Consider the following 23,526-nt stretch of genomic DNA (forward strand, 5'->3'; position numbering starts at 1 on the left):
TCCGTCGCGCCTCTCTCTGCCGGTTGCTCGCTCGCAGGACCACACGTGGTCATAACGTCAAACGCTGCCGGTGATGTTGAGCTAAGTATACAATACCAGTAGTCCTAGAATTCCTAAATGGTCGATTACTCACCTGAATTTCTTACCGACATTCTTCTCTGCGTTGTTACGGTACCGGTACCGTAACAAGATCAGGAATCAATCTATAGTGCAAAGGAAGCGGCGGATGGCGATAGAGCGGCGCAGCAACCTGGTGGTAGTGGTAGCAGTGAGAACGTGGGCGCTGGGGGAACGCGTGGGGGAGAGAAAGCAATCAAGCCAAGCTGGCAGATAAGGAAGTGGAGAGAGAAGACCAGCGGGAAGAAGTCGGTGAAGGTCGCTGTGGCCTCAGCCGGGCAAGGGAGAGGAGTGCCGTCGGAGAGTGAAGAGGGCGCCGAGCAGGGGGGGCGGGAGACTGCCGGCGCTGTGGGCAGTAGCAATCAAGAACAGAAAGACAAAGATCAGCAGGAGCACGGCCAGAGCGATCGCCGTCAGCAGGATAGCTGTGCGCAAGCTCAGGCCCGTTTCGGAGAGGGAGAGCGGCCACCCGCGAGGCTGAGCGACAGGTGGAGAAGAGGCGGAAGAAGCGCCCACGCTTCGGCGCCGCAAACGTGCCAGTCTTGGCTGACCGCCGGCATTGCTGACAGCGGACATCGCTGGGGGAGAAGCTGGCTGGACTCGCGCTGAAGGGAGAATCAGACGTTGTGGTTGCCCTTGGCCAGCTTGCTGACCTGTCTGCGCTGAGCGAGTTGGCCCGCTTGCTGGCTGGGAAGCAGCGGAACTGGTCCAGCCGCAGCGGGGACAGCTTACTTGTGAGGCGGCTAGCGATATTTGACACACGGGGCAGTTAAAACCAGGTGTGCTGGCACGGGTCTGCTGCAAATCGTCGTAGAGCTGGGGCAAGTCCGGCTGTGTCTTGTGAGGATCAACCGGGCGCCCTCGCTCCGCTGGGGATGCCTTCGGCTCCTGACGTGCTGGCTGCAGCATCTCCAGCACCTGTCTCAACTCAGCCTTGAACTCTGCTACTGACTGATAGCGCTCGGTTGGCTTGAGGGCCATCGCTCGCTGGATAATGGCATTCAATCGCTGCAGGATCTCCGGCGGCAGAGTTGCAAGCTGAGCCACATGCCGAGGCATGCGCGAACCCCGTGGGGAGCGACTCCCTTCGAAGCGGAAGGCCTTGCCGGCCTTCTCCTCGTTCATCAAGCGAGCGAGCTGCTCCTGAAGCGAAGGCAGACCCGAGTATCCCTGCTGGAGCGCCTGGTTGCGTGCCGAAACGCTGGCTGGCTCCTGCATGGTCAAAGCGAAATACAAGGTGCCGCCCAGGGCATAGACATCGGAGCGGGGGTCAGTGCCACTCCCCCCGGGGTACTGTTCGGGAGGTGCGTAGCCGGGCGTACCCTGATGGCGAGCAAAAAAGAGCGTGCGTGCTCCATCAGCCACCGCTTTGGCATTGCCCAGATCCACAAGATAGGCTGTCCCGTCGGAGGTGATACGGATATTGTCAGGCTTAATATCGCGGTGAATCACTGGCGGCTGCTGGCTATGGAGAAACTGGACGGCATCGCAGACCGCTAGCAGCCAGCCCAGGATCACCGGCAGCGGAATGGCCTCATCGCGCTGCCGGGCGAGACGCAACTGCTCGGTCAAGTCACGACCCTCAATGTAGCTCAGCACCACGTAGTAGCGGCCACGCTCACTAAAAGCATCGATAAAGCTGGGCAGGTGGGGGTGATGCAGGCGGCTCAGCACGCGTGCCTCATGCTGGAGTTGCGCCTGACCGCTCGCGCCAGTGACCAGATATTCTTTCACTGCACACGGCTGATTGGTGCGCAGATCTACTGCCAGATAGACATGGCCGAAGCCGCCGCTGCCCAGGGCCCGTTCGATGCGGTACTGGCCTCGCATGACCGTCCCCGGCGGGATGGTTTCGATCATCATAGATGCTCTCTCTTCCTCCAGTTATCGCTCGGCTCAGAATAGGGAGAGGCGGCGCCCCATGAGGTCCCGCTGCATTATAACACTCCCGTCGCGCTACTGTCATGTACAGACGCTACAATGGCTAGCTCGCTGGCAGGAGGACAACAGCTAGGCACCATAGCCAACGAAGCGTTGCTCTAGCCCGAGCGCTGCGCAACCTGCTGCCCGTCCTTGAAAAAGAAACGCTTTCGTCCTCCTTTTCTCACGTATCAACCCGCTGCCAGGAGGCGAGGCGGCAACACCTGGAGATCCGATACGGCGTTGACGCGTACCAGCCGTCTCCGACTGCTTCTGCTCAACCAGTCGCTGTGTCGTCCTACGCAGTGCGCGGACCCCCTAGCTCAGCCAAAGGTTGACAGTAAGCGACGCTTGCGGTACCCTCTCGCTATGAAGCTTGCACGACTGCTACTTGCAGGCTGGGCTTTCCCTCCCCACATAGCTGCTCGCCCGCTAGGTCCAGGTAGGCGCATTGGCAGAACTACCCTCTTGCTTAGCTACTGGCTGCTAGTGCCTGCCCGTCTGGTCTGTGCGGAAAGGCCCTTGTACTTACTGTCACTGGCTGGGGGGCGTCTGCCAGCCATGCCATTTCCCAGGAGGTGCTGACAGCAGCCAGTCGGGAAAGATAGAGGCCTCTGGCTCGCTCTGTTGACCAGCTTCCTTGTGGAGAAAGCTTCAGAGGGGAGAGACCCCGCCGTCAGAGCAGTAGCCAATGCCTGTCGCCTGTCGTTAAGGTCGTCCTCATCACGGAAGGATAGGAGAACAGATGTCGGAGACCGGTGTGACCAGTGGCTTGCTCTTTGACGAGCGCTTTCTAGCCCACGATGCGGGCGTCGAAAGCACCGTGCGCATGCGCGAGGGAAGCTTTGAGCTAGATCCTGAGCCGCATCCCTCGGACGTGGCGATTATCAAACGTACCTGGCAGTTTCTGGAGCGTTCTGGCCTGCTTAGACGCATGCGACACCTGCGGGCGCGAGCTGCTCAGGAGGAGGAGCTGCTTGCCTATCATACACGCTCCTATCTCGACGGCTTGCGGGCCTACACGGCGGGGGGGCCGCGACAAGGAGACTGGGGCGAGATCGATGACGATACACCGGTTAGCGCCAGCTCGCTAGAGGCGGCTATCTGGGCTGCTGGGGGGGCCTGTCAAGCGGTGGAGGCTGTGATGCGCGGTCAGGTACGCCATGTCTATGCGCTGCTGCGTCCTCCTGGTCATCATGCCGAGCGCAACCGTGCCCTGGGCTATTGCATCTTCAATAACGTGGTCATTGCCGCCGAGTACGCGCGCCGCACCTATGGACTCGAGCGCATCATGATCATCGACTGGGATGTCCACCACGGCAATGGCACCCAGGAGGCTTTCTACACTGACCCCGGTGTACTCTTTCTCTCGCTCCATCAGCACAACTGGTATCCGCGTCTCTCAGGTGAGCTAGAGCAGGTAGGCGCTGGGGCCGGTGTGGGCTATACCGTCAACATTCCCCTGCCGGAGGGAACTGGCGACCGTGGCTACCTGGCAGCCTTTGAACAGCTTGTACTGCCGATTGGCCTCCACTATCGTCCGCAGCTCATTCTCATCTCTGCAGGGCAAGATGGGAGCTGGCTTGATCCTTTGGCGCGCATGATGCTGACGCGACAAGGGTATCGGCGGCTGACTGAGCTGGTTATCGCTCTGGCCGACGAGGTCTGTGCTGGTCGCCTGGTCGCTCTGCACGAGGGGGGGTATAGCCGCGCCTATGTACCCTACTGTACGGCGGCCATTGTAGAGGCTCTGGTCGGCATCGACTTGGGCATTGTCGATCTGTACGCTGGTACCTGGGAACTGGAGCGCAGCGCCACCATCCTGACGCGTGCCACATGCCAGGCGCTAGAGCAGGCCCGCCGCTGGCATCGTCAATGGTGGCCTCTGTGAACTAGGGACCGGCAAGAAGATGAACCCAAGATGCCAGAGAGCGGCCTCCACTCTGCAAGCTACAAGGAGAGCAGAGACCTCAGTCGTTGCCCCTGGACACGGCTCTGGTTTAAAGTGAAAAGAAGGTACTGCGACTGGACTGGCAACAGCTCTATCTACGCAGGATAGGAAGGATCAACGAGCGTGGATGCACAAGGTGAGAGGCGCGGGCGCCTCTGGGGCTACTTGCTCGTCGTGTTGGCCTCTATGCTCTTTGGGTTCAATGGGAACCTTGCGCGCAAGCTCTTTGACGAAAGCCCGCTGACACCACTGACCCTGGTGGAATGCCGCATGCTCATTGGGGGAGGCTGTTTATTGGCCTTACTGGGGATAGTGCAGCGTGGGAAGGTGCTGCCATCGCGCCAGAGCTGGGGCTGGCTGCTAGCTCTGGGCTTAGCGATGGCCGCGGTAACCTATAGCTATTTCATGGCCATCAGTCGTTTGCCAGTGGCCATCGCCCTGGTGATCCAGTTTAGTACGCCGGCCTGGCTTGTGCTCGGTGAAGCCCTTTGGCGGCGGCGCTGGCCCTCCTTGCCCGTGCTGAGTTCCTTGTTGCTGGCAGGCAGTGGCATTGTCCTGGTCACAGCCGCCTGGCAGCCACAATTTCTGCGGCTGGACGGGCTAGGACTGCTCGCTGCCTTCTTCTCGGTCCTCTCCTTTGCGGCTTACCTGTTGCTAGGTCGCCGAGTTGGACGCGAACTGCTGCCCCTGAGCGCGACGGCCTGGGGAGCGATCATCGCCGCTCTTTTCTGGCTCCTGGTGCAGCCACCCTGGAGGATACCACTTGCCAGTTTGCAGCCGTCTCTCTGGCCGGCACTGTTGGCGGTGGGTATCCTTGGCATGGCGGTCCCGTTTCTGTGCGAGCTAGCGGCTCTACGCTATCTGGAGGCGGGCCGTGTCGGCATTGTAGCCATGCTAGAGCTGGTGGCCGGCAGTGCCATTGCTTACGGCTGGCTGGGCGAAGTTCTGACCCTCGACCAGCTTCTTGGAGGGGTACTCGTTATGCTCGGAGTGGGGCTGCTCCACTACGAGGAGCTGCGCCGCCCCTCTGGCGGCGCTTCCCCTCAAGGGAGGCTGCCGCCAGTCGAGCGAGGGGAAGAGCATAGTGACCGGTCAGAGCGGCAGGAGTTGCTCCGGGGTCAATCTCGAGAGTCAGCCACCGGAAGATCGGGCCAAGCCAGAGAGGAAAAGTGAGGGGATCAGGCCAGGTGGCCAGGAGAGCATTGCCGTCCTGGGAATAGGTGGACTCAGCGAATCGACTTCTCGCGATTCGGGTCCTCGCGCTCCCGACGGTAGGTCTCGTACGCTTCACGCACCAGACGGCAAATCTCATGAGGGTCATCGGAGACGCGCAGTAGCTCGGCGTCGCTTGGTGAAATCTTGCCCTCGGCCAGCATCGTATGATGGAGCCAGTGTAGCAAGCCGCCCCAGTAGCGGGAGTCGTAGAGGATCACCGGGAAGTGGCTGACCTTACGGGTCTGAATCAAGGTCAGGGCCTCAAACAGTTCATCCATTGTGCCAAAGCCGCCAGGAAAGATCACAAAAGCGTTGGAGTATTTGACAAACATAGTCTTGCGGACCATGAAGTAGCGGAAGTCAATGGAGATATCCAGGTACGGGTTGGAAGCCTGCTCGAAGGGCAGCTCGATATTGCACCCAATGGAAAGATTCCCCCCTTCCTGCGCTCCCTTATTGGCAGCCTCCATGATACCGGGACCGCCCCCAGTGATAATAGCGAAACCAGCCTGGGCCAGCAGGCGGGCTGTTTCGACCGCCGCGGCATAGGCGGGATCAGTGGGCCGTGTGCGAGCCGAGCCGAAAATGGCCACGGCGGGCGGAATATGGGCCAGCGCATCAAAGCCATTCACGAACTCGCTCATAATGCGAAAGACGCGCCAGGGGTCAGTGATCGTAAAGTCGAAGTGCAAGGCCCGCTCCAAGGCGTGCTCATCGGCCTGAATCTGCTCGCTCGGAGGTGGCTCCGAGGGACTGACCAGCGGGCGGGTTGGGCGCGTCAGCAGGCGCTCATCCTCAGTCAGTGGTCGGCGCTTGCTCTGGAACGAGCGAAAGCGCTCCGCCGCTTTGCGGTTGCGATGGTTAGACGGGGTACCTTTTGATGGCTGATGTTGAGATGTGGGATGATTATGATTACGACTCATCGTCATGTTTCCTCACGAATAGTGTGGTCCATTTGATGATGGCATTCATTGCATATCTGGTTGATGACCGCCTTGTGGAGTAGAGGCAGCACCGAAGGGCCGCCACTTCAGCACAATGGTGGAGAGCGGCGGCAATGTCAGTATGATGGACTGAGGGCAAGACTGCCAGGCGATAGGGGTACTCAGCAGCGGCAGAGGATTGCCGAGGCCACTGCCGCCATAGCGTACATCATCGCTGTTGAGTACCTCATAGTACTCGCCGGCAAAGGGGGCCCCGACGCGATAGCCGAAGCGCGGCACCGGCGTGAAGTTACAAATAAAGATCAGCGTCTCCTCCGGGCGCCCGCTACGGCGCTGAAAAGAGATCACACTGTTCTCGCTATCGTGGCAGTCGATCCAAGCGAAGCCCGCCGGCTCGCAGTCGAGGAGGCTAAGAGCCGGCTCCTGCTGATAGAGGCGGTTGAGATCGCGCACGAAATCGCGTAGCTGAGCATGGTGCGGATCGCTTGGTGGCTCCAGCAGATGCCAATCGAGACTCTCGCGATAGTCCCACTCGCGCCACTGGCCGAACTCACCGCCCATAAAGAGCAACTTCTTGCCAGGGTGTCCCCACATATAGCCCAGGAAAGCGCGCAGATTCGCGAAGCGCTGCCAAAGATCGCCCGGCATCTTGGTCAACAGCGATCCTTTCATATGGACCACCTCATCGTGAGAGAGGGGCAGCACGAAGTTTTCGGAGAAAGCATATGTTAAAGAGAACGTAATCTTATGATGATGATAGCGGCGATAGATAGGGTCGAGGCGCATATACTCAAGCATATCATGCATCCAACCCATATTCCACTTCATGCTGAAGCCCAGTCCTCCGACATAGGTAGGACGTGAGACCAAGGGCCAGGCGGTCGACTCCTCGGCGATGGTCAATGCGCCCAGATTCTCGGCATAGACAGCCTCATTGAGTTGGCGCAAGAAGTCGATAGCCTCCAGGTGCTCATGTCCTCCGTAGCGATTAGGCACCCATTCGCCGGGGCCACGCATATAGTCCAGATAGAGCATCGAGGCCACAGCGTCGACGCGCAGCCCGTCGATATGGTACTCGCGCAGCCAGAAAAGCGCATTAGCGATCAAAAAATTGCGCACCTCATTGCGTCCATAGTCGAAGACCAGCGTCCCCCACTCGCGGTGCTCGCCCTTGCGGGGATCGGCGTACTCATAGAGATGAGATCCATCGAAGAGACTTAAGCCGTGGGCATCCTTGGGGAAGTGAGAAGGTACCCAATCCAGAATGACCCCAATACCTTGCTGATGGAGGTAGTCAACGAAGTACTGGAAATCCTCGGGGCTGCCATAGCGGCTCGTTGGAGCATAGTAGCCAGTTACCTGATATCCCCACGAGCCATCGAAAGGATGCTCTGTGATCGGCAGCAATTCGACGTGAGTGAAGCCCAGGTCCTTGACGTAAGCAGCCAGGGCGTGAGCCAGCTCGCGATAGGTCAGAAAGCGGTCCTCCTCAACAGCGCCGGGGCGATGGCGCTCGGGGACATGGCGCCAGGAACCAAGATGCACCTCATAGATCGACAGGGGGGCAGAAAGACGCTGGCGCTCAGCGCGCTGGCGGAGCCATTCCTCATCATGCCAGCGATAGCGGTGCAGGTCAGTGACAATACTGGCGGTAGCGGGGCGCAGCTCAGCGGCGAAGGCATAGGGATCAGCCTTCTCCAGCACCTGCTGATTGACCTGTGAAAAGATGACATATTTATAAAGCGCCCCCACCTGTACGCCGGGAATAAAGCACTCCCAGACCCCCAACTCGCGGTGGCGGAGCTGCATCGGGTTGGCCGAGCGGTCCCACCCATTAAAGTCACCGACCACAGAAACCGCCGCGGCATGAGGAGCCCAGGTTGCAAAATGCACCCCACTGACCCCATTCACCACGCGGGGATGAGCGCCCATCTTCTCGTACAAGCGATACTCGCGGCCCTGCCCAAAGAGGTAGAGATCGAACTCACTGAAGACTGAGGGAACTGACTGACCGTTCGTTGGCTGTTGGGCACGTGCTCCATCCTCAGAAATTGTCGACATGGCCTTGCTTCCTGTCCAGGCGCGAGATTTCAGCTCAGCTCGGATTGACTGTCTGCTTATCCAGAGCACAGAGAACAATTCTAGCATAACACAGAAGGCAAGAGAGGAAGGCGAGGAGTTCCCTTTCTCCCCCCTTTGGTAGGTTCTGCCAGGGCGCGGCAATAGTGGCCGAGAGCATGCGATCTGGAAGCGAGAAGGAAAAGCGAAAGGCAAGGAGGCGCGCTCCGGCGGACGACCGCAGAGACCGACTTGCCTTCCGTGAGATTTGATGTACAATTTGAGGACATGCGAGTGATGCGAGTGCTCCTGTCACGCCCTAGAGAAGGGCCAGGCCGGCCTTTCCACCGCGTGGCTGTGAGGCTGTAGATCTGGCGACAACCTCGGGGAAGGCTGCCGCTGGCAACAGTAACGGGAGCAAGACTGGGGGCGATGACCTCGGCGCGGGCTGGCGCGAGCACCAGCGCTGCTGTCAGCGCACACAGGTGGGAAACGAGCGCCAGGTTAAGCCTGGCAGTCCCACGTTCTGCGCGGAGAGAAATGCCGCTTGTGCTGTGAGAGAGAGGGGGAGATCGTTTCCCACCTCTCTTTCGAGGGAGGCCAATCGCTCGCTATCAGGGACGGAGACGGGCAGGAGACACGTTGAGTGGATTGACTCCTCTGGCGCAGGCCGAGAGATCCGGGGGCGGAAGGTCAGGGGAAGAGGTGCATGAGTGGTTTCCTGCCGATAGCCGCCGTGAGGAACGTGAACGATTGGCTTCCAGCAGCGAGGCATGATCACAAAGGAGGCCAAGCCATGAGCATCGACCTGGCAAAGATGAAGGCATTGCTGGAAGCAAAACGTGATGAGCTGCGGGCAGACATTGCCCACTTGACTGCTCCACCCACCTCGGTGGAGCCGCTGCCTCAAGATAACGAGGACTCGGCAACCGAGATCCAAACCTATCAGCAGGAGCAGTCGATTCTGGAAAATGAGCAGGCCCTGCTGGCGGAGGTCGAAGCGGCGCTAGCTCGCATTGAGGAGGGGACCTATGGGCTTTGTGTGAGTTGTGGCCGCCCTATTCCCGAAAAGCGCCTGGAAGCTATTCCTTGGGCAGCACGGGACGTGCAATGCGAGTCTCAGCGTCAGGCTGGCCGTGAGAGCTTTGCTGGTTAAGGCCAATGACCACACTACCCTCTCTGGCTGCCGCTAGTGAGACCTGACAGACAGGGGCCAGCTCGCTAGCTTTGCGGCCCCGGCCAGCAGAGTGGTAAGCGGCAAACGGGAGGCCGAAGAGAGGGTCAGAGCGGCAGAAGGGAGCGACCCGCCCTGTATGCCTGAGAGCTTGTCAGCGGGCCGCTCCTTTTCAAGGTACCGAAAATCAGCTACAATACAATAGTCTCATGAAGCTGGTAAAGGAAGGCCAGCCAAGAGACTCCGCCAAAGATCAGGCACCTGCGCTCCGGTCTAGGGGGAAATGGAGGGGTGGACAAGCGGCCTGGGCTGGAGCCAGCAAGAAAGGAAGAACTACGAGCAGTGAGCGCGCGTCGCGCACGTCTCTACGATCTACTCGCCCTGCTGGTCATAGTTCTGGTGGTGGCTTTCGACCAGTGGACCAAGGCCCTGGTGGTCAGCTATCTGAGTCCTCCTGACAGCGGGCATGTTGTGCCGTTGCTAGGTGACTATCTCTCCTTATACTATACGCGCAATAGCGGTGCGGCCTTTGGGCTATTTGCCAATAGTGCGGTCCTGGCGGGCCTGATCGCCGTGGCCGTAGCAGTCGTGATTACCCTCTATCTGCGAGGTCTGAACTCTGGACCGCTGAGCTATAAGCTGGTGTTCGGTCTGATCATTGGGGGGGCAGTTGGGAATCTGATTGATCGTGTTCGGCATGGAGGCTATGTCGTTGACTTTATTCTCTTCCGCATCCCTCAGATCGGTTTCCGTTTCGCAGTCTTTAACCTGGCCGATGCGGCCATCTCGGTAGGCGTTGTCCTGCTGCTCCTGCTGATGCTTGGCGGCGCGCTACCGCGAGCCTCTGGACCGAGAGAGTCAGCCCAGGAGAGACAAGCGGCGCAAGGATACTGGAAGACAGCGGAAAGAGGAGAGCAGAGGGAGGAGCATGTCGGTCCCTGAATCCACGTTCCATCGTCAACAGACAGAGCGAGGAGAAGGCGGCGCAGCAACACCCTATGGCTATGAGGTCCGCCAGCACCAGGTTGGCCCCGAGGAGGCTCACCAGCGCCTGGACCGCTATGTGCAGCGGCTGTTGACACCGCTGTCGCGAACAGCGGTGCAACGCCTCATCGAAGAAGGCGCGGTCCGTGTCAATGGTGAACAAGAGAAGGCAGGCTATACGCTACGCGCGGGGGATGTGGTCGAGATTCTCTGGCAGCTACCGCAGCGCGCAACGGAGGTAGTGCCGCGCGCCCTCCCCCTAGAAATCGTTTACGAGGATGACGATTTGCTCGTAGTCAACAAGGCTGCCGGCATGGTAGTCCATCCCGCCCCCGGCCATGAAGATGACACCCTGGTGAATGCCCTTCTGGCCTACCGCCCACAGCTGCGCGAGGTAGGAAGCGGGGAACGTCCCGGCCTGGTCCACCGTCTAGACAAGGATACCTCGGGGCTGCTCCTGGTAGCCAAGCATCAGCAGGCACTGACGGCCCTAGCGGAGATGATGCAGCGGCGCCAGATCCACAAGCGCTATCTCGCTCTCGTGGTGGGCCAGGTACCGCTGGAGCAGGGCACCATTGAGGCTCCCATTGGACGTGATCCACGCAACCGTCAGCTCATGACAGTGACAGCTCACCATAGCCGCGAGGCGCGGACCCATTTTCGAGTTGTACGTCGCTTCAGCCGGCATACTCTCTTATCGGTTGAGCCAGAGACGGGCCGCACCCATCAGATTCGCGTCCACCTCAAGGCCATCGGGTACCCCGTGGCTGGCGACCCGGTCTATGGCAGCAGCAGCCATCGTTTGCCAGGCCTGACACGCCAATTTCTCCATGCGGCACAGCTCGTCTTGCCTCACCCAATGACGGGTGTCACGCTGAAACTGGAGGCCCCCTTGCCTGCCGATTTGCAGAACGTCCTAGCCCGTGAAGAGTTGCTCTGAGAGGCTGGCGCCGCTTGCCAGGCCTCCTTGCCTATCCTTGCCTTCCCCCTGGAAAGTTGCTTATAGGCCCCTAGCAAAAACCTGGGGGGGATGCTACACTATCCTCAGCGTAGGTAACCGGGCTTTCCCCTCCAGGAAGAAGGCCCGGTTAGCCAGCCCTGTGGCCCTTTTCAATATTCACAGAGCTGTCTTCTCTCTCGCCTTGTTAGCACCCATGCGTGACCTGTTCTGTTGGCTTCCAGTGACTGACTCCGAGCGCGCACCGCGCTCCGTTTGCTGAGCGAGCTAAGGAGAGACGCTTAGCGCACCTGTTTCTCCCACCTAGTGTTCTCGTAGGAGGCCCGTCTTATCCTCTTGACTAGAACAGAAGTTCTATGTTACCTTGGCAAGAGAAGGAGAGACAGAGACGACAGGCGGAAGCCGCTGACAGTGCTCCGACCGCCGTCACTATTTCTGAGGCGCTGCGCCAAGCAGTACTGAGTGACTGACGCTCGACGAAAGGAGAATCAGGCTATGCCTGTACTTGAAGCGACCGATAGGCTCACTCCGAAAAGCGCCCTGCGCCATCGTCCTCTGCAGTCGGAGAGCGGTTCGGAGCGCCCGGCTGGAGCAGGGGAACCAGTGGCACAGCGGGCCTCACGTCCCCGCCCGACGCCGCCCGATGTGGCCGCTGCGGAGATTGGAGAATGGAAGCGAGCTGACGCCAGTGAGGAAAACCTGCCCGGTGCGGTGAAACGTGCGCAGAGAAGACTTAGTCGGACAACGATGGGATCTCGTTCGTCGTCCGTAGCGACCGCCCCGACAACTTCTCCTAGCGAGCAGCCCGGCCAGGTGAGAGAAGAAGGAACAGCGCGGGAGGAGAAGACAGGCATCGCCCGACCACCAGCGGCCCGCCGCTGGTTCCAGGCCCATCCGCTACTCTATCTCGGATTGGGTATGCTCTGTATGCTCCTGCTCTGGTGCCTGCTGCTGCCGCTGATCTCGTGGGGGCGGACCACACTGGATGATCTGCGTTACGGGCGTCCGCGGACTTTCCAGATCGATGCCTTTGTGGGCCACAATGAAGTGGCAGGGATTCCCAGCCATTTCATCGCGCTCAATCTGAGTGGCCATATCGAGATCATCGAGCTTCCCGGAGGCGATCCGGCCCATGCCCGCATTTACAGCGGCCCTCAGCTCTATGATCCAGATGCCAATCTGGTGCCCGTCACGTTGAGCTTCGCCGACGTCAATGGGGACCATAAGCCGGACATGCTGATCCATTTCCAAAGCACGCGTCTGGTCTACATCAACGACGGCGGGGCCTTCCGTCCGCTGCGCCCGGATGAGCGACCTGCGGTGCTCCAGTACCTGGAGCACCATCCGAATCTGTAAGCGGCAGTACCCATGCCAGTGGATAATCAGGCGCTCTGCAGGTGAGAGCTGTGCCACAGCCGCTGTCAGGTCAGGGCTGTCGAACCCTGGTCGAGGCGCGGGCCTGTCCCCAGAGGGTATGCAGCCGTAGGGCCTCCTGATCTCACTAGGAGCGAGGCCGATGGACCGCAACAGCCCATCGGCCTCGCGTCAGCAGGCGGGAGCGCGCGAAAGCGTCTCCTGCTCTCTCAAAGCGGAGGGAGCCGGGCCCCAGCTGCTGGCCCTTCGCTGGTCTGAGAGGGTGGGCGCTGACTCAAACCGTGGTCATCCCCGGCCAGTCGCTGCGCTAGTTGTGGAACCGGACGCGCCGACTTGCGAACGGACTCACTGGCGCCCGTGCCTTCTAGAGGAGAGCAACCAGTAGCCAAAGCTGTCAGGCCTGAAAGAGTCAGCGTGGCCTCTAGCTATCAGCCTCTGGCTCCCAGAGGTCTGGCCGGACAAACTCAGGGAGCAGCGCGGAGGGAGAGAGCGCGCTCATTAGTGATGCCGCCGCTCTCCCTGCCGCTCGCTCTCCCCCTGTGCCCGTCCTTGCGGCCCTCTGGCCGCCTGGGCCAGAACCGCTCCCACAGAGAAGCCGACCCGTTTACGCGCGGGAATGGTAATCTGCTGTCCTCCACGAATGGACTTGACTTTACGAGGGGCAACGGTGCGCAGGCTCCAGGTACCAAAGCCCATCAGGCGTACCTCGTGCCCTCGTGCTAGCTCCTCACGCACGACTTCGGTGAAGGCATCAATGACTTTGCCCGTCTCTTTCAGACTCAGGCCGGCCCGGGCTGCTGTCTGATGAATCAGCTCGTCCTTGCCAATGACACTGTGATGCTTTTCAGACGAGACAGTGGTCATAGTGGTTTTTCCCTCCTTGTGCTAACGGAATGGCGCTGCTGAAGGCCACTGCGTCGCAGGGCGTCCCTTCACAACGCTTCTTGGCGCAACACACGTTCCCGGTTTCGGTGAGCGTCCCTGGTCTCTCAGCGACTCACCATGCTGCCGCATTATGTATGGGAATGGTGTTACCATCCATTTCCACTATACAGAGCCTCACCAAATACTGCAGGAGAAAGCTCCTAGCACTCCCCTTGACATACTAGACAGGAATGGGTAAACTTGTCTACAAGATGTCTAGACAGAATAGAGCCTATCTCCAGATCTGCGCTGTCCTTGAAGAAGAGATCCGCAGTGGGCAGCTCCCGACGGGGCAACGGCTGCCGGGCGAATATGAACTCGCGCGCCGTTTTGGAGTGAGTCGGATGACCGTGCGGCAAGCGCTAGCAGAGTTAGCGCGCAAGCAACTAATTCAGACGCGAGCTGGCTCGGGCAGCTACATTACCTTTGATCACCGGCCTCTGGACTGGAGTCAAGGCTGGTCGCGGGCCTTGATGCGTCAAGGGGCCCACGTGACGACGCGCGTGCTTTACTTTGGCGAGGTCGCGGAGCCGGAGCTGCGAGCGCGCTGGCAGGTGGAAGCGGAGCGGTTCATCGCGCTAGACCGCTTGCGCCTCTTAGAAGGGCGTGAGCCGATCTCGCTAGAGCGCAGCCGCATTCCCCTGACGGACCAGACGCGTACCTTGTTGGACATTGATTTCGCTCATGAGTCGCTCATGGAGGCGCTGACGGGGCGCCTGGGACTCGTGCCGGCCACGGGAGAAGAGTGGGTTGAGGTGACGCATCTACGCACAGAAGAGGCGCGCCTGTTGGGGCGGTCGATTGGTGAAGCCTTCTTGCTGAGCCGACGGGTGACCCGTGATCAGGAGGGACGGCTGATCGAATATGTTACCAGTTTGCTGGACCCTGCGCATTTTCGCCTCCATATGACCTTTGACCTCAGTCAGAGCGAGCGGCAGCGGAGGTAAGTGATCATGCATGAAGCCGGCGGAGCAGCACTACGCGAGCCAGAAGAGAGGGAACAGCGAGCCCGAGGGGCCTTACTGGGGTTAGCCATTGGGGATGCCTTGGGGATGCCGACACAGATGCTCCCACGTTCCGTGGTGGCGCAGCTCTTCCCGTCCCTGGAGGGCTTTGAAGCTGGGCCGCCGCAGAATGCAATCAGTGCCGGCCAACCGGCGGGCAAGGTAACTGATGATACGCAGCAAGCCCTGCTAGTCGCGCGTCTGCTGGTAGAAGGCCAGGGGCACGTGATAAGTCACCGCTTTGTCGAGGAGCTGCTTCGCTGGGCTGAGCTGGCAGAAGCTGATGGCAGTGAGCAGCTTGGCCCATCTTCACGGCGGGCGCTAGAGGCAGTGCGGCGTGGACTGCGCCCCGAAGAGGCAGGCCGGCGCGGCGATACCAATGGGGCGGCCATGCGCATTGCGCCTGTGGGGATCGCGGTGCCGCTGGAGCCGGCGCGTCGCTTCCTTGAGCGGATCGAGGAGGTCTGTCGACCCACCCACTTTACGGGTGTGGCGATAGCAGGAGCGACAGCTGTGGCGGCGGTGATCAGCGCCGGTGTGGCAGGGGCAAGTTTTCAGGAGGCGCTGGGTGAGGCTCAGCACCTGGCACGCCAGGCACAGGAGCATGGGGCCTATGTGGCGGCAGCCTCAGTAGCTGAACGTCTGATCTGGGCAGTGGATCTCGTGAGCCATCTGGATGAAGAGAGTGCCCAGGATGCCATTGTAGATCTGATCGGCACAGGAGTAGCGACGCAAGAGGCGGTGCCCGCGGCTTTTGCCATTGCGGCCCGCTGGCGAGCTGATCCCTGGCGCGCCTGCCTGATAGCGGCCCGTCTGGGGGGAGACAGCGATACCATTGCCGCTCTCGTTGGAGCGATGCTTGGGGCTTGCGCTGGTCTAGAGGTCTTCCCACAGGAGGCGCGCACCACCGTCGTGCAGGTCAATGCATTAGATATCGACAGGCTGGTCAGCAGGTTGTTGGCCCTGCGAGACCGCCTGCAACAGGAGGAGGTACGCTGATGAGCGCCCAACAGCAGCAACAGCCAGTCGCTGATCGCCCCTGGGCCATTGAGCTGCATGGCATTGAGCCAATCGGGGATGATGAGCGCCACGGGAGGCCTACAGAATTGTTCTGGGTCTGGTTCGCGGCCAATATTGGCATACTGGGTATCGTCTATGGAGGGATCTTGACTGCGGCAGGCCTCAACCTTTGGCAAAGTCTATTAGTTGCAGTGGTTGGTTCTGCTGGGTCCTTCGTTTTGGTGGGAGTGGTGAGCGTAGCTGGCAAGTGGGGCGGCGCGCCAATGTTGACGCTGTCACGGGCTGCTTTTGGGACGCGTGGCAATCTGGGACCGACACTCATCAGTTGGTTGAACCTGGTCGGCTGGGAGACGATTACGGTCATTGTGGCGGCCTACGCACTGCTGGGGCTGCTGGGGCTTCTCGGCCTGCCAGCTACCCCGAGCTGGACACTGGTGAGCCTGATCGCTGTCGCGGCATTAGTGGTCCTCTTCGGTTTGCTTGGCCATGCAACCCTGGTCTGGATTCAGCGCGCGGCAACGTGGATTTTTGGTCTGCTCACTCTGATGGTTGTGCTCTTCTTACTGGCAAAGGCGGACTGGCCAAGGATGCTGGCGGCTCCTGCCGGTCGCTGGGATAGTGGGGTTCTGGCAACCTTGAGCATTGTCATTGCGGGGACAGGCGTTGGCTGGGTCAATACCGGCGCTGACTATACCCGCTATTTGCCGCGCAAGAGCAGTGGTCGGGCGATCGTTGGCTGGACTGTGCTGGGGGCGACAATTCCGCTCGTGGTGCTCATAATGACGGGAGTCTTTCTTTCTACGCGCCTGCCGACCTTGGCGAGCGCGGCCAATCCGATCGCTGTGATTGGGCAGGAACTCCCTTCCTGGATGGCTGCCCCTTATCTGATTACGGCGGTGGGCGGACTTGTGACCGCGGCGGACCTGTCGATCTACTCCTCAGGCCTGAATCTGTTAGCGCTTGGGGTGAGGCTGGAGCGCTACAAGACAGTGCTGATCGATGGAGTGCTGATGGTCGCGGGCGCTGCCTATGTCTTGCTCGTTGCACAAGATTTCTTTGGGCCGTTCGAGAGTTTCTTGCAGCTCCTGTCTGATGGCTTGATGGCCTGGGCGGCTGTGTTCCTGGTTGACATGGGCTTGCGTCGTGGCTATGAGGCGCGCAGCCTGATGGAGACAGGGCCAGAGAGCCGCTACTATTACCGGGCTGGCGTCAATTGGCGGGCCCTGGTTGCCTGGCTACTTGGGATCGTTGTCGGGCTGCTCTTTACAGCCTCGCCGTGGTTTACCGGTCCGCTGGCACGGGGAATCTTTGCTTCCAGCAGCCTTGGTTATGTGCTGGGCTTTGCGGCGAGTGCGCTCATCTACTGGTTGCTCGTGATGCTTGGGGGCAGGCAAGTCGTGCGGGAGATGCCTGCCGGCGGTCAGGCGCTCTCGGAGCTGGCTCGTGGGAGGCAAGCGCTATGAGTACGCTCCGGCTACGTCCGCGACGTCTAGTAGTGGTAGGTAGTGTCCTCGTCGACCTGCTGCTCTATGTGGAGCGACTTCCGGAACGCGGGGGAGATCTGCTGGCCCAGCGTGCCTTACAGGCGGTGGGAGGAGGCTTCAATCTGTTGCTTGGAGCCGTGCGGCTAGGGTTGCCAGCCGCCTATGCCGGTCGGGTGGGGGATGGACTGATGGGGAGCCGAGTACGGGCCGAGCTGGAGGCCCTAGGTATTCCGCTCTTGCTGCCGCCGGTGGTGGGCCGCGATACGGGCTTTGACATCGGACTGGTGGAGCCGGATGGCGAGCGCACCTTTGTGACGGCGCCGGGAGTGGAGGCAGAGCTGAGCCGCGAAGAGTTAGAGGCCCTGAAGCTGCAGGAGGGCGATGCAGTCTATATCTCTGGCTATGATCTGTGTTATCCCCTCTCGGGCGATGCTCTGGAGGTCTGGCTGCCGGGCCTAGCGCCAGGCTGCCTGCTGGTGCTCGATCCTGGACCACTAGTCGCTGAGATTCCGGCTTCCCGGCTGGCAGAGGTGCTGCGCCGTGTGGATGTGCTGAGTTTGAATGCTCGTGAGCTCCGGCTCCTTAGTGGTGAGGAGGAGCCAGCTCGTGGGGCCGCGCAGTTGCGTACGCGGCTCGCTCCGGGGGGCATAGTGGTGGCACGCGTGGGAGCCGAGGGCTGTTGGCTGGCAACCGCTGAGGGGGAGCCGCGGCAGATTGCGGCCAGACCGGCGCGGGTCGTAGTGGATACGACAGGGGCGGGCGATGCCCATGTGGTTGCCTTGCTGGCAGCTCTAGCCGCAGGGGCGCGTCTTGAGGAGGCGGCCTATGAGGCCAATGTGGCCGCCTCGCTGGCGGTAGAACGAGCGGGGCCGGCGACGACGCCGACGCGAGAGGAGCTGGTGGAGGCACTGGCTGAGGGGAAAAAAGGAAAGGAAGCATGGGAATAAAGTCCCCCCCTTTCCTGGTTTTCCCTGGGTGGAAACGGTAAGAGGGCAACCGTAGGGGGTGCCACCCAGGGAAGGAGGGGTTGGCGAGTGGGGGAAGAGCCGGAGTACACCCACATGGCGTGGGGTGGCATGCCTGTGGGGGGCTGACCTCCCTGCGGAGACGTGGAATGAGAGGGTTCACGCCGCTAGTTTCTGATCATTTCAGCAGAGGGGGTGAGTGCTATGACGATGGTGACTCGCTTTGATCCGCTGCATGAGATGATCAGCCTGCGCGAAGCGATGAACCGGCTGTTTGAGCAGAGCGTGGTACGTCCGCTGTGGCATCTGAGCGGTGAACCGCGTCCGCAGCTGCCGCTGGACGTCTATGAGAGCGAGCAGGGGTATGTCGTGAGGGCGCTGGTGCCTGGCGTGAGGCCTGATGATATCGGGCTGGAGGTCCAGGGCCAGAGCCTGCTGATCCGCGTCAGCTATCCGGCGGCGGTTGAGGAAGGGCGGCAGGTTCACTGGCTGCTGCATGAGATTGGCAGCGGTCCGTGTGAGCGGGTGGTGACCTTTGAGCGTCCGATTGACAGCGAGAAGGTGGAGGCCCGCTGTGAGCATGGCCTGCTGACCATCATCGTGCCCGTAGTTGCGGCAAGCCGACCCAGGCGCATTAGCGTCACGGCGGCTGAGGCTGAGCGGCAGCCAGAGCCTCAGCTAGTGACGGCCTGAGTGCGGCTTCCTGCTCCTTCGCTCGGAGGCTTCGTCGTCACCGACGCCTGGTCGCAGTCTGGACCTGATCGGACCCGCAGGCATCGCGGGGCGAGTGGTTCAGGCATGACCACAGCGTCGGTTCCTCCCTGTGCCTCCGGCGGGCGCGCTCTGGTGATTGGGCTGTATTCTCTTCCTGCTCCTGGCTTTCTGTCCGCCCTGTTTCTCGGCGCCGCGCTCACAAGAGCGGCGCCGGCTCACTCCAGGTGCTGGAGCAGCAGCGTGAGCAGCCTCGTCGGGTTCGCTTCGAAGAGAACCGGCGAGGCTGTTTTTTTGCGCAGACGAGGGTACCAGGTGGGCAGCTCATCAGCCAGGCCGCCGCTGCCGGTGAGAACGCCGATGGGCTTGCCCTCGTAGATGAGGTTGGTGAACTCATTGAGAGTGCCCCAGCCGCCACTGATGATGAGGCCTGCGTCGCTGTTAACCGTTGAGATCACATTGCGGTACTTGAGGCGAGCTCCCCAGTCCTGCTCTGGGGTTGCCGGAACCAGTCCGAAGAGGTCGTAGTAACCGGGGGGTACATAGATGAGGCGGCGATAGATGCCGACATCGTCTTGCGGGTAGGCGCGGCGATGCTCATCAAGGTTCAGGGCCGGGGTAAAGCCCCAGACCTCGGCGCCATGCTCAAAGGCCGCTCTGGCCACGGCATAGGGTATGCCGCTGCAGGCGCCGGTAATGACGATGCAGCCGCGCTCGGCAAGAGCCTGACCCAGCTCGCGGGCCAGACCAAGGGCGTGTTCGCTCTCGACAATGTTCGAGCCATAGACGCCAATTTTGAAGGGCATCCTCTTCTCCTCCTTTGCTTCTTGACTATGCTGGTGCTGGACTGCCTGGTCAGATAAGCGGCCTACTGGACTTTGCTTCCCCTGACCACGGCTATGTTAGCTCTCCCACTCCGCTGGAGAAAGGAGGCCCTCGTTGGCAATTTCGGAGGCAACGTAGTAGCGCAGGACCATCGCCGGCGAGTTCCATCCCCCGGCTTGCTGGAGCTGGGCCAGGTTGCGCTGCCGGCGAGCGTGATAAGTTGCCCAGTAATGGCGACAGTCATGGGGAGAGAGGTGATCAATGCCAAGCTGGTCGCCGAGGTCCTTGAGCAGATACTCGACCAGACGCGGGCTAATGTGGCGGCCTTTGTACCCTGGGAACAGATAGCGTTCGCCGGCGACGTCGGGAAGGTAGGCATGCAGGGCCTGGAGACAGTCGGCAGACAGGCGATGGGTCTGCTCTTTGTCGACCTTTTCACGGTAGAAGCGCAACAGGCCGCGGCTAAGCTGGACGTCCTTGACCTGGAGGGCCACCAGCTCGCCGACGCGCAGCCCCAGGTCGAGAAGCAGGCAAAGGATGACGCGGGCGCGCCGCCCCTGGGGAGTGCTGGTGTCGTGGCAATGCTTGAGCCAGGCGACTTGCTCCTCCGTGAGCATATTCGGCTCCGCCTTTTTGGGGCCGCGCCGGCTGATGGGACGCTGGCGATCGATCTGGCGGCCTTCCTTGTGACGATAGCCCTGGACGCGGCTGATGCGATAGAGTTCTTCCTGGCTCAGGACGCCAGCATCGGCGGCCAGACGACAGTAGCGTTTGAGCGTGGAGAGGCGCACGTTCATTGTGTCGATGGCGTAGCCCCGGCGCTCCATCCAGCTCAGAAACAGCTGGATCAGGCCGGCGCTGACAAAGCGCCAGGTCGAGGCTTCCAGAAAGAGCGCCTGGGTAAGGGTAGCGACGTCTGTCTGCAGGCTGACACCAGTGGCGCGTGCCCCGGCCTCGAGGCAGAAGGTTGCGAAGGCTTTGAGATCCCAAAGCTGCCGAATACGCGTGTTATGGGCCTGGCGCCGATGGTAACGGGCAAAGACTTCGTGCTGGGCGTAGAGATCTGCTATGTCGGCAATGCGCCTCAGGAGGTCCAGGTCCTCTCCCGCTAGGGCGCCCAGGCCCTCGCTCCTCTCCGCAGCAGCAGGCGTTTCTTCCGCTCGCTCGCGTACAACTCCTGTCAGGATGGGCTGCACCGGTAGGAGGAGCGCGGCGGTGCGTCGATCTGCGTGGCGGGAGTGCGGTCTCTTCGTGCTCATATTATAGCTCTATTCTTCTAAAATATATCTTTGCCTTTCTATGAAGTATAGATGTTCAGGAGTAGGTTTGTCAAGAGGGCAGGGCGCGGAGTCTTGCTGGGGAAGCGGCTAGGCCACAGGGGGGACGATGAGCTGTTACAGAGGATGTGGCGGTATTGATATGCGATCTTGAGGAAGGCAGGGCAGTGCTCTGCCTATGGTACAAGGGAGGCACAAGTATGAGTGATACATTGAACGGTACCTTTGAGCTGCAGACGGAGAGAGAAGAGATGTTTTGGTGGCCGTTGCTCTTTGAGGCGTTAAGCTGGCACGGCTTTCATTTTACCGCGCCGGGAAAGCCCGCTGGGATGGGCTACTACTTCTACCGGTCCTACCTGCAGGAGGAGGATAGCGACTTTGTATGTGCCTCTTTCCGCGAGCTGTGGGAGAGGATCGTAGGTCGTCAGGCCCAGATCATGGTGTCGCTGTGGTCCTCAACCGCTGATCCCTTTCCCCTGGATCTCCTGATCGCGTTGAGGGAGAACGCCTCTGGACTCAGCGTCTCGCTGGGATGTGATGATGCGTACCTGAGTCCAGATGATATCGACCCCGGAACGGTCAAGGAACGGCTCCGGCTGCTTTGGACATGCTGCAAGACGCTCTTTGTGGTCTGTCAGCCCTGTCGTGGAGAGATGAGCTGGGGGGAAGCAGCCCCAGGCACACCGGTGCTGGCGAGCTTTGGGCAACCGCTCGAGGTATCCGAAGAGGCGCGGCAGAGGCAGCGACTGCAGGTGCAGGAGCAGGTGTTGCCAGGGGGCAAGCGGATCTTTGTGGCGCAGCCCTGGTACGTGAGGGGACGGCACGGGGAGCTGGCTTACTGGCCTCTGGAGGACTAAGCACTTTGAGGGCTACCGATGGCTGCTGATCATTAGGAGCTTGCTGGATTCCCTGGCGGTTCTGGAGCTGGTGAAGCGAGGGACAGAACGACAAGGGGGCAAGGCCGTCGCCACAGTTGATCTTCTCTGCGTAAGATCTGACGAGGGCTGCCCATGACCGGCGTCCTGCACGTAGCAGAGTGTCTTATAGTCTAGCTAGCCCGCCGATCATGAGAGGTAGAGAGGCAGGCTCTGCCGCGCCTCGTGCCACCGCACGTGCAAGCAGCCCCTGCTGAGGGAAGAGGCTCAAGTGCACAGCGAGGAGTGCGCAGCGAGTGATCAAGGCGTGCATCAGCAAGCCAGACCATCCAAGAGACCCCCAGTTGTAGGGCGTGTGGAGAGCAAGCGGCCACTCTGTCTACAGAAGCCCTTCGGCTTGATCTAGGGAAGTTTGCGGCGGCCCGACCTGAAGTTGCCGCTCAGCTAGCAAGCAGAGTCGCGGCCAAAATTTCGTATTTTCCCGACTAATACGAAATTTGTCACCGCCCAGCGTTGCGGTCCGTCCACTGCAGAATCGGCCAAGGATTAACGACAATTTGCCTCTCCTCCCACGCCTGGGGGAGGCTATACTCCTCTCAGGATCTGCTCCTGATCCTCTGTGATGTGACGCCTGCGCACGCGCGCTCGCTGCGTGGCGTGTTCCTACTGCTCCCTTGGGCAGCAAAACGGCTAGTAAAGACCTTTAGAGGTGTAACATGGAGTATGCAAAACTAGGAAGGACCGGGCTAGAAGTTTCACGCATCTGTCTCGGCTGCATGAGCTTCGGTGACCCCAACCGCTGGATTCACGCCTGGGTCCTCGACGAAGAACAGAGCCGGCAGATTATCCGAAAAGCCCTTGACCTGGGGATCAACTTTTTCGATACAGCCAATGTCTACTCGCTTGGCATGAGTGAGGAGATCCTTGGGCGCGCACTCAAGGACTTTGTCAAGCGGGACGAGGTTGTCATCGCCACGAAAGTCTTCTTTCGCATGCGTGAGGGGCCTAATGGCGCTGGCCTGTCGCGGAAAGCCATTCTCAGTGAAGTCGACCACAGCCTCCGGCGCCTTGGAACCGACTACATCGACCTCTACCAGATCCACCGCTGGGACTACCAGACACCGATTGAGGAGACGATGGAAGCGCTCAATGATCTTGTTCGGGCCGGCAAGGTGCGCTACATCGGCGCCTCGGCCATGTACGCCTGGCAGTTCCAGAAAGCGCTCTTCGTGGCCGAGCGGCACGGTTGGAGCCGCTTCATCTCCATGCAGAACCACCTCAACCTGATCTACCGCGAAGAAGAGCGTGAGATGCTCCCCCTCTGTCGCGCCGAAGGCATCGGCGTCATTCCCTACAGCCCCCTGGCATCTGGCAGACTGGCCCGTGATCCCTCGCAGCCCACCACCAAGCGCGCCGAAACGGACCAGATGGCGCGCATCAAATATGACGCCAGCGCCAGCGCTGACCAGCAGATCATCGATCGCGTTGGAGAGCTGGCCAGCCGCTACGGAGTTCCACGCGCGCAGATCGCCCTGGCCTGGCTCTTACAAAAAGATCCGGTGACCGCCCCCATCGTTGGCGCTACCCGAGTCAGTCAACTCGAAGAGGCCGTCGGCGCACTCAACGTTCGCCTGAGTTCCGAGGACATCGCCTACCTGGAAGAACCATACGTCCCTCATCGCGTTGTCGGCCCCGAGTGAGCCGTCCTGCTCGGCTCCCCAGCCTAGAGCTGTAGCCGTAGTGGCA

Annotated in this window: 19 protein-coding genes; 13 read left to right on the forward strand and 6 right to left on the reverse strand. The window is 60.6% G+C overall.

Features of this window, described 5'->3' with window-relative positions:
* Positions 1-387: 387 nt before the first annotated feature.
* Positions 388-1,980, reverse strand: coding sequence for a serine/threonine-protein kinase (locus IRZ24_RS00070; RefSeq protein WP_297159287.1), 1,593 nt, complete (start codon positions 1,978-1,980; stop codon positions 388-390).
* A gap of 802 nt (positions 1,981-2,782) precedes the next feature.
* On the opposite strand from IRZ24_RS00070, the gene IRZ24_RS00075 reads away from it, so the two are divergent.
* Positions 2,783-3,928, forward strand: a complete 1,146-nt coding sequence (locus IRZ24_RS00075) for a class II histone deacetylase (protein ID WP_297159288.1) — start codon at positions 2,783-2,785, stop codon at positions 3,926-3,928.
* Between the two features lie 183 nt (positions 3,929-4,111).
* Positions 4,112-5,161 (forward strand): DMT family transporter, encoded by a 1,050-nt coding sequence (locus IRZ24_RS00080; protein WP_297159290.1) that lies wholly within the window; start codon positions 4,112-4,114, stop codon positions 5,159-5,161.
* Positions 5,162-5,214: 53 nt separating this feature from the next.
* Here IRZ24_RS00080 and IRZ24_RS00085 read toward each other — a convergent pair whose 3' ends face one another.
* Positions 5,215-6,126 carry a TIGR00730 family Rossman fold protein gene (locus IRZ24_RS00085; protein ID WP_297159292.1) on the reverse strand — a complete coding sequence of 304 codons (912 nt, stop codon included), beginning with the start codon at positions 6,124-6,126 and terminating at the stop codon, positions 5,215-5,217.
* 45 nt (positions 6,127-6,171) lie between these two features.
* The gene (gene glgB / locus IRZ24_RS00090; protein ID WP_297159295.1) at positions 6,172-8,208 is read right to left on the reverse strand and encodes a 1,4-alpha-glucan branching protein GlgB; all 2,037 of its coding nucleotides are present in this window, start codon (positions 8,206-8,208) and stop codon (positions 6,172-6,174) included.
* Positions 8,209-9,001: 793 nt separating this feature from the next.
* On the opposite strand from glgB, the gene IRZ24_RS00095 reads away from it, so the two are divergent.
* The 4 genes from IRZ24_RS00095 (at position 9,002) to IRZ24_RS00110 (ending at position 12,677) form a co-directional block, all read left to right on the forward strand.
* A complete protein-coding gene (locus IRZ24_RS00095) occupies positions 9,002-9,361 on the forward strand; it encodes a TraR/DksA C4-type zinc finger protein (RefSeq protein ID WP_297159297.1) in 360 nt (119 codons plus the stop codon).
* 360 nt (positions 9,362-9,721) lie between these two features.
* Positions 9,722-10,321 carry a signal peptidase II gene (gene lspA / locus IRZ24_RS00100; protein WP_297159300.1) on the forward strand — a complete coding sequence of 200 codons (600 nt, stop codon included), beginning with the start codon at positions 9,722-9,724 and terminating at the stop codon, positions 10,319-10,321.
* A complete protein-coding gene (locus IRZ24_RS00105) occupies positions 10,308-11,303 on the forward strand; it encodes an RluA family pseudouridine synthase (protein WP_297159303.1) in 996 nt (331 codons plus the stop codon). The genes lspA and IRZ24_RS00105 overlap by 14 nt, the downstream gene beginning before the upstream one ends.
* A 513-nt stretch (positions 11,304-11,816) precedes the next feature.
* Positions 11,817-12,677, forward strand: coding sequence for a hypothetical protein (locus tag IRZ24_RS00110; RefSeq protein WP_297159306.1), 861 nt, complete (start codon positions 11,817-11,819; stop codon positions 12,675-12,677).
* 516 nt (positions 12,678-13,193) lie between these two features.
* On the opposite strand, the gene IRZ24_RS00115 is transcribed toward IRZ24_RS00110, so the two are convergent.
* Entirely contained in the window at positions 13,194-13,559 is a 366-nt protein-coding gene (locus IRZ24_RS00115; RefSeq protein ID WP_297159309.1) for an HU family DNA-binding protein, read from the reverse strand.
* Between the two features lie 272 nt (positions 13,560-13,831).
* On the opposite strand from IRZ24_RS00115, the gene IRZ24_RS00120 reads away from it, so the two are divergent.
* The 5 genes from IRZ24_RS00120 to IRZ24_RS00140 all read left to right on the forward strand — a co-directional run bounded on the left by IRZ24_RS00120 (position 13,832) and on the right by IRZ24_RS00140 (position 18,785).
* The gene (locus IRZ24_RS00120; RefSeq protein WP_297159311.1) at positions 13,832-14,566 is read left to right on the forward strand and encodes a GntR family transcriptional regulator; all 735 of its coding nucleotides are present in this window, start codon (positions 13,832-13,834) and stop codon (positions 14,564-14,566) included.
* Positions 14,567-14,572: 6 nt separating this feature from the next.
* Positions 14,573-15,622 (forward strand): ADP-ribosylglycohydrolase family protein, encoded by a 1,050-nt coding sequence (locus IRZ24_RS00125; protein WP_297159314.1) that lies wholly within the window; start codon positions 14,573-14,575, stop codon positions 15,620-15,622.
* Positions 15,622-17,106: a cytosine permease gene (locus tag IRZ24_RS00130; protein ID WP_297159317.1), complete on the forward strand. Its 1,485-nt coding sequence runs from the start codon at positions 15,622-15,624 to the stop codon at positions 17,104-17,106. The genes IRZ24_RS00125 and IRZ24_RS00130 overlap by 1 nt, the downstream gene beginning before the upstream one ends.
* On the forward strand, positions 17,103-18,074 hold the full coding sequence (locus tag IRZ24_RS00135) for a PfkB family carbohydrate kinase (RefSeq protein ID WP_297159320.1): 972 nt from the start codon (positions 17,103-17,105) through the stop codon (positions 18,072-18,074). The genes IRZ24_RS00130 and IRZ24_RS00135 overlap by 4 nt, the downstream gene beginning before the upstream one ends.
* A 222-nt stretch (positions 18,075-18,296) precedes the next feature.
* Positions 18,297-18,785: an Hsp20/alpha crystallin family protein gene (locus IRZ24_RS00140; RefSeq protein WP_297159322.1), complete on the forward strand. Its 489-nt coding sequence runs from the start codon at positions 18,297-18,299 to the stop codon at positions 18,783-18,785.
* 236 nt (positions 18,786-19,021) lie between these two features.
* On the opposite strand, the gene IRZ24_RS00145 is transcribed toward IRZ24_RS00140, so the two are convergent.
* Both IRZ24_RS00145 and IRZ24_RS00150 read right to left on the reverse strand, forming a co-directional pair.
* Positions 19,022-19,609 (reverse strand): hypothetical protein, encoded by a 588-nt coding sequence (locus IRZ24_RS00145; RefSeq protein ID WP_297159324.1) that lies wholly within the window; start codon positions 19,607-19,609, stop codon positions 19,022-19,024.
* 96 nt (positions 19,610-19,705) lie between these two features.
* Positions 19,706-20,887, reverse strand: coding sequence for a tyrosine-type recombinase/integrase (locus tag IRZ24_RS00150; protein ID WP_297159326.1), 1,182 nt, complete (start codon positions 20,885-20,887; stop codon positions 19,706-19,708).
* Positions 20,888-21,105: 218 nt separating this feature from the next.
* On the opposite strand from IRZ24_RS00150, the gene IRZ24_RS00155 reads away from it, so the two are divergent.
* The gene (locus tag IRZ24_RS00155) at positions 21,106-21,762 is read left to right on the forward strand and encodes a hypothetical protein (protein ID WP_297159329.1); all 657 of its coding nucleotides are present in this window, start codon (positions 21,106-21,108) and stop codon (positions 21,760-21,762) included.
* Between the two features lie 734 nt (positions 21,763-22,496).
* Positions 22,497-23,480: an aldo/keto reductase gene (locus IRZ24_RS00160; protein WP_297159331.1), complete on the forward strand. Its 984-nt coding sequence runs from the start codon at positions 22,497-22,499 to the stop codon at positions 23,478-23,480.
* Positions 23,481-23,526: the final 46 nt, after the last annotated feature.

Source organism: Thermogemmatispora sp., from assembly GCF_019683755.1.
Lineage (GTDB): Bacteria > Chloroflexota > Ktedonobacteria > Ktedonobacterales > Ktedonobacteraceae > Thermogemmatispora.

Coding starts and splice junctions, on each gene's coding strand:
- IRZ24_RS00115 (WP_297159309.1), bottom strand. CDS start 13,559: ATGACCACTGTCTCGTCTGAAAAGCATCACAGTGTCATTGGCAAGGAC.
- IRZ24_RS00145 (WP_297159324.1), bottom strand. CDS start 19,609: ATGCCCTTCAAAATTGGCGTCTATGGCTCGAACATTGTCGAGAGCGAA.
- IRZ24_RS00150 (WP_297159326.1), bottom strand. CDS start 20,887: ATGAGCACGAAGAGACCGCACTCCCGCCACGCAGATCGACGCACCGCC.
- IRZ24_RS00155 (WP_297159329.1), top strand. CDS start 21,106: ATGAGTGATACATTGAACGGTACCTTTGAGCTGCAGACGGAGAGAGAA.
- IRZ24_RS00140 (WP_297159322.1), top strand. CDS start 18,297: ATGACGATGGTGACTCGCTTTGATCCGCTGCATGAGATGATCAGCCTG.
- IRZ24_RS00105 (WP_297159303.1), top strand. CDS start 10,308: ATGTCGGTCCCTGAATCCACGTTCCATCGTCAACAGACAGAGCGAGGA.
- IRZ24_RS00160 (WP_297159331.1), top strand. CDS start 22,497: ATGGAGTATGCAAAACTAGGAAGGACCGGGCTAGAAGTTTCACGCATC.
- IRZ24_RS00110 (WP_297159306.1), top strand. CDS start 11,817: ATGCCTGTACTTGAAGCGACCGATAGGCTCACTCCGAAAAGCGCCCTG.
- IRZ24_RS00095 (WP_297159297.1), top strand. CDS start 9,002: ATGAGCATCGACCTGGCAAAGATGAAGGCATTGCTGGAAGCAAAACGT.
- IRZ24_RS00135 (WP_297159320.1), top strand. CDS start 17,103: ATGAGTACGCTCCGGCTACGTCCGCGACGTCTAGTAGTGGTAGGTAGT.
- IRZ24_RS00085 (WP_297159292.1), bottom strand. CDS start 6,126: ATGAGTCGTAATCATAATCATCCCACATCTCAACATCAGCCATCAAAA.
- IRZ24_RS00075 (WP_297159288.1), top strand. CDS start 2,783: ATGTCGGAGACCGGTGTGACCAGTGGCTTGCTCTTTGACGAGCGCTTT.
- IRZ24_RS00130 (WP_297159317.1), top strand. CDS start 15,622: ATGAGCGCCCAACAGCAGCAACAGCCAGTCGCTGATCGCCCCTGGGCC.
- IRZ24_RS00125 (WP_297159314.1), top strand. CDS start 14,573: ATGCATGAAGCCGGCGGAGCAGCACTACGCGAGCCAGAAGAGAGGGAA.
- glgB (WP_297159295.1), bottom strand. CDS start 8,208: ATGTCGACAATTTCTGAGGATGGAGCACGTGCCCAACAGCCAACGAAC.
- IRZ24_RS00070 (WP_297159287.1), bottom strand. CDS start 1,980: ATGATGATCGAAACCATCCCGCCGGGGACGGTCATGCGAGGCCAGTAC.
- IRZ24_RS00120 (WP_297159311.1), top strand. CDS start 13,832: ATGTCTAGACAGAATAGAGCCTATCTCCAGATCTGCGCTGTCCTTGAA.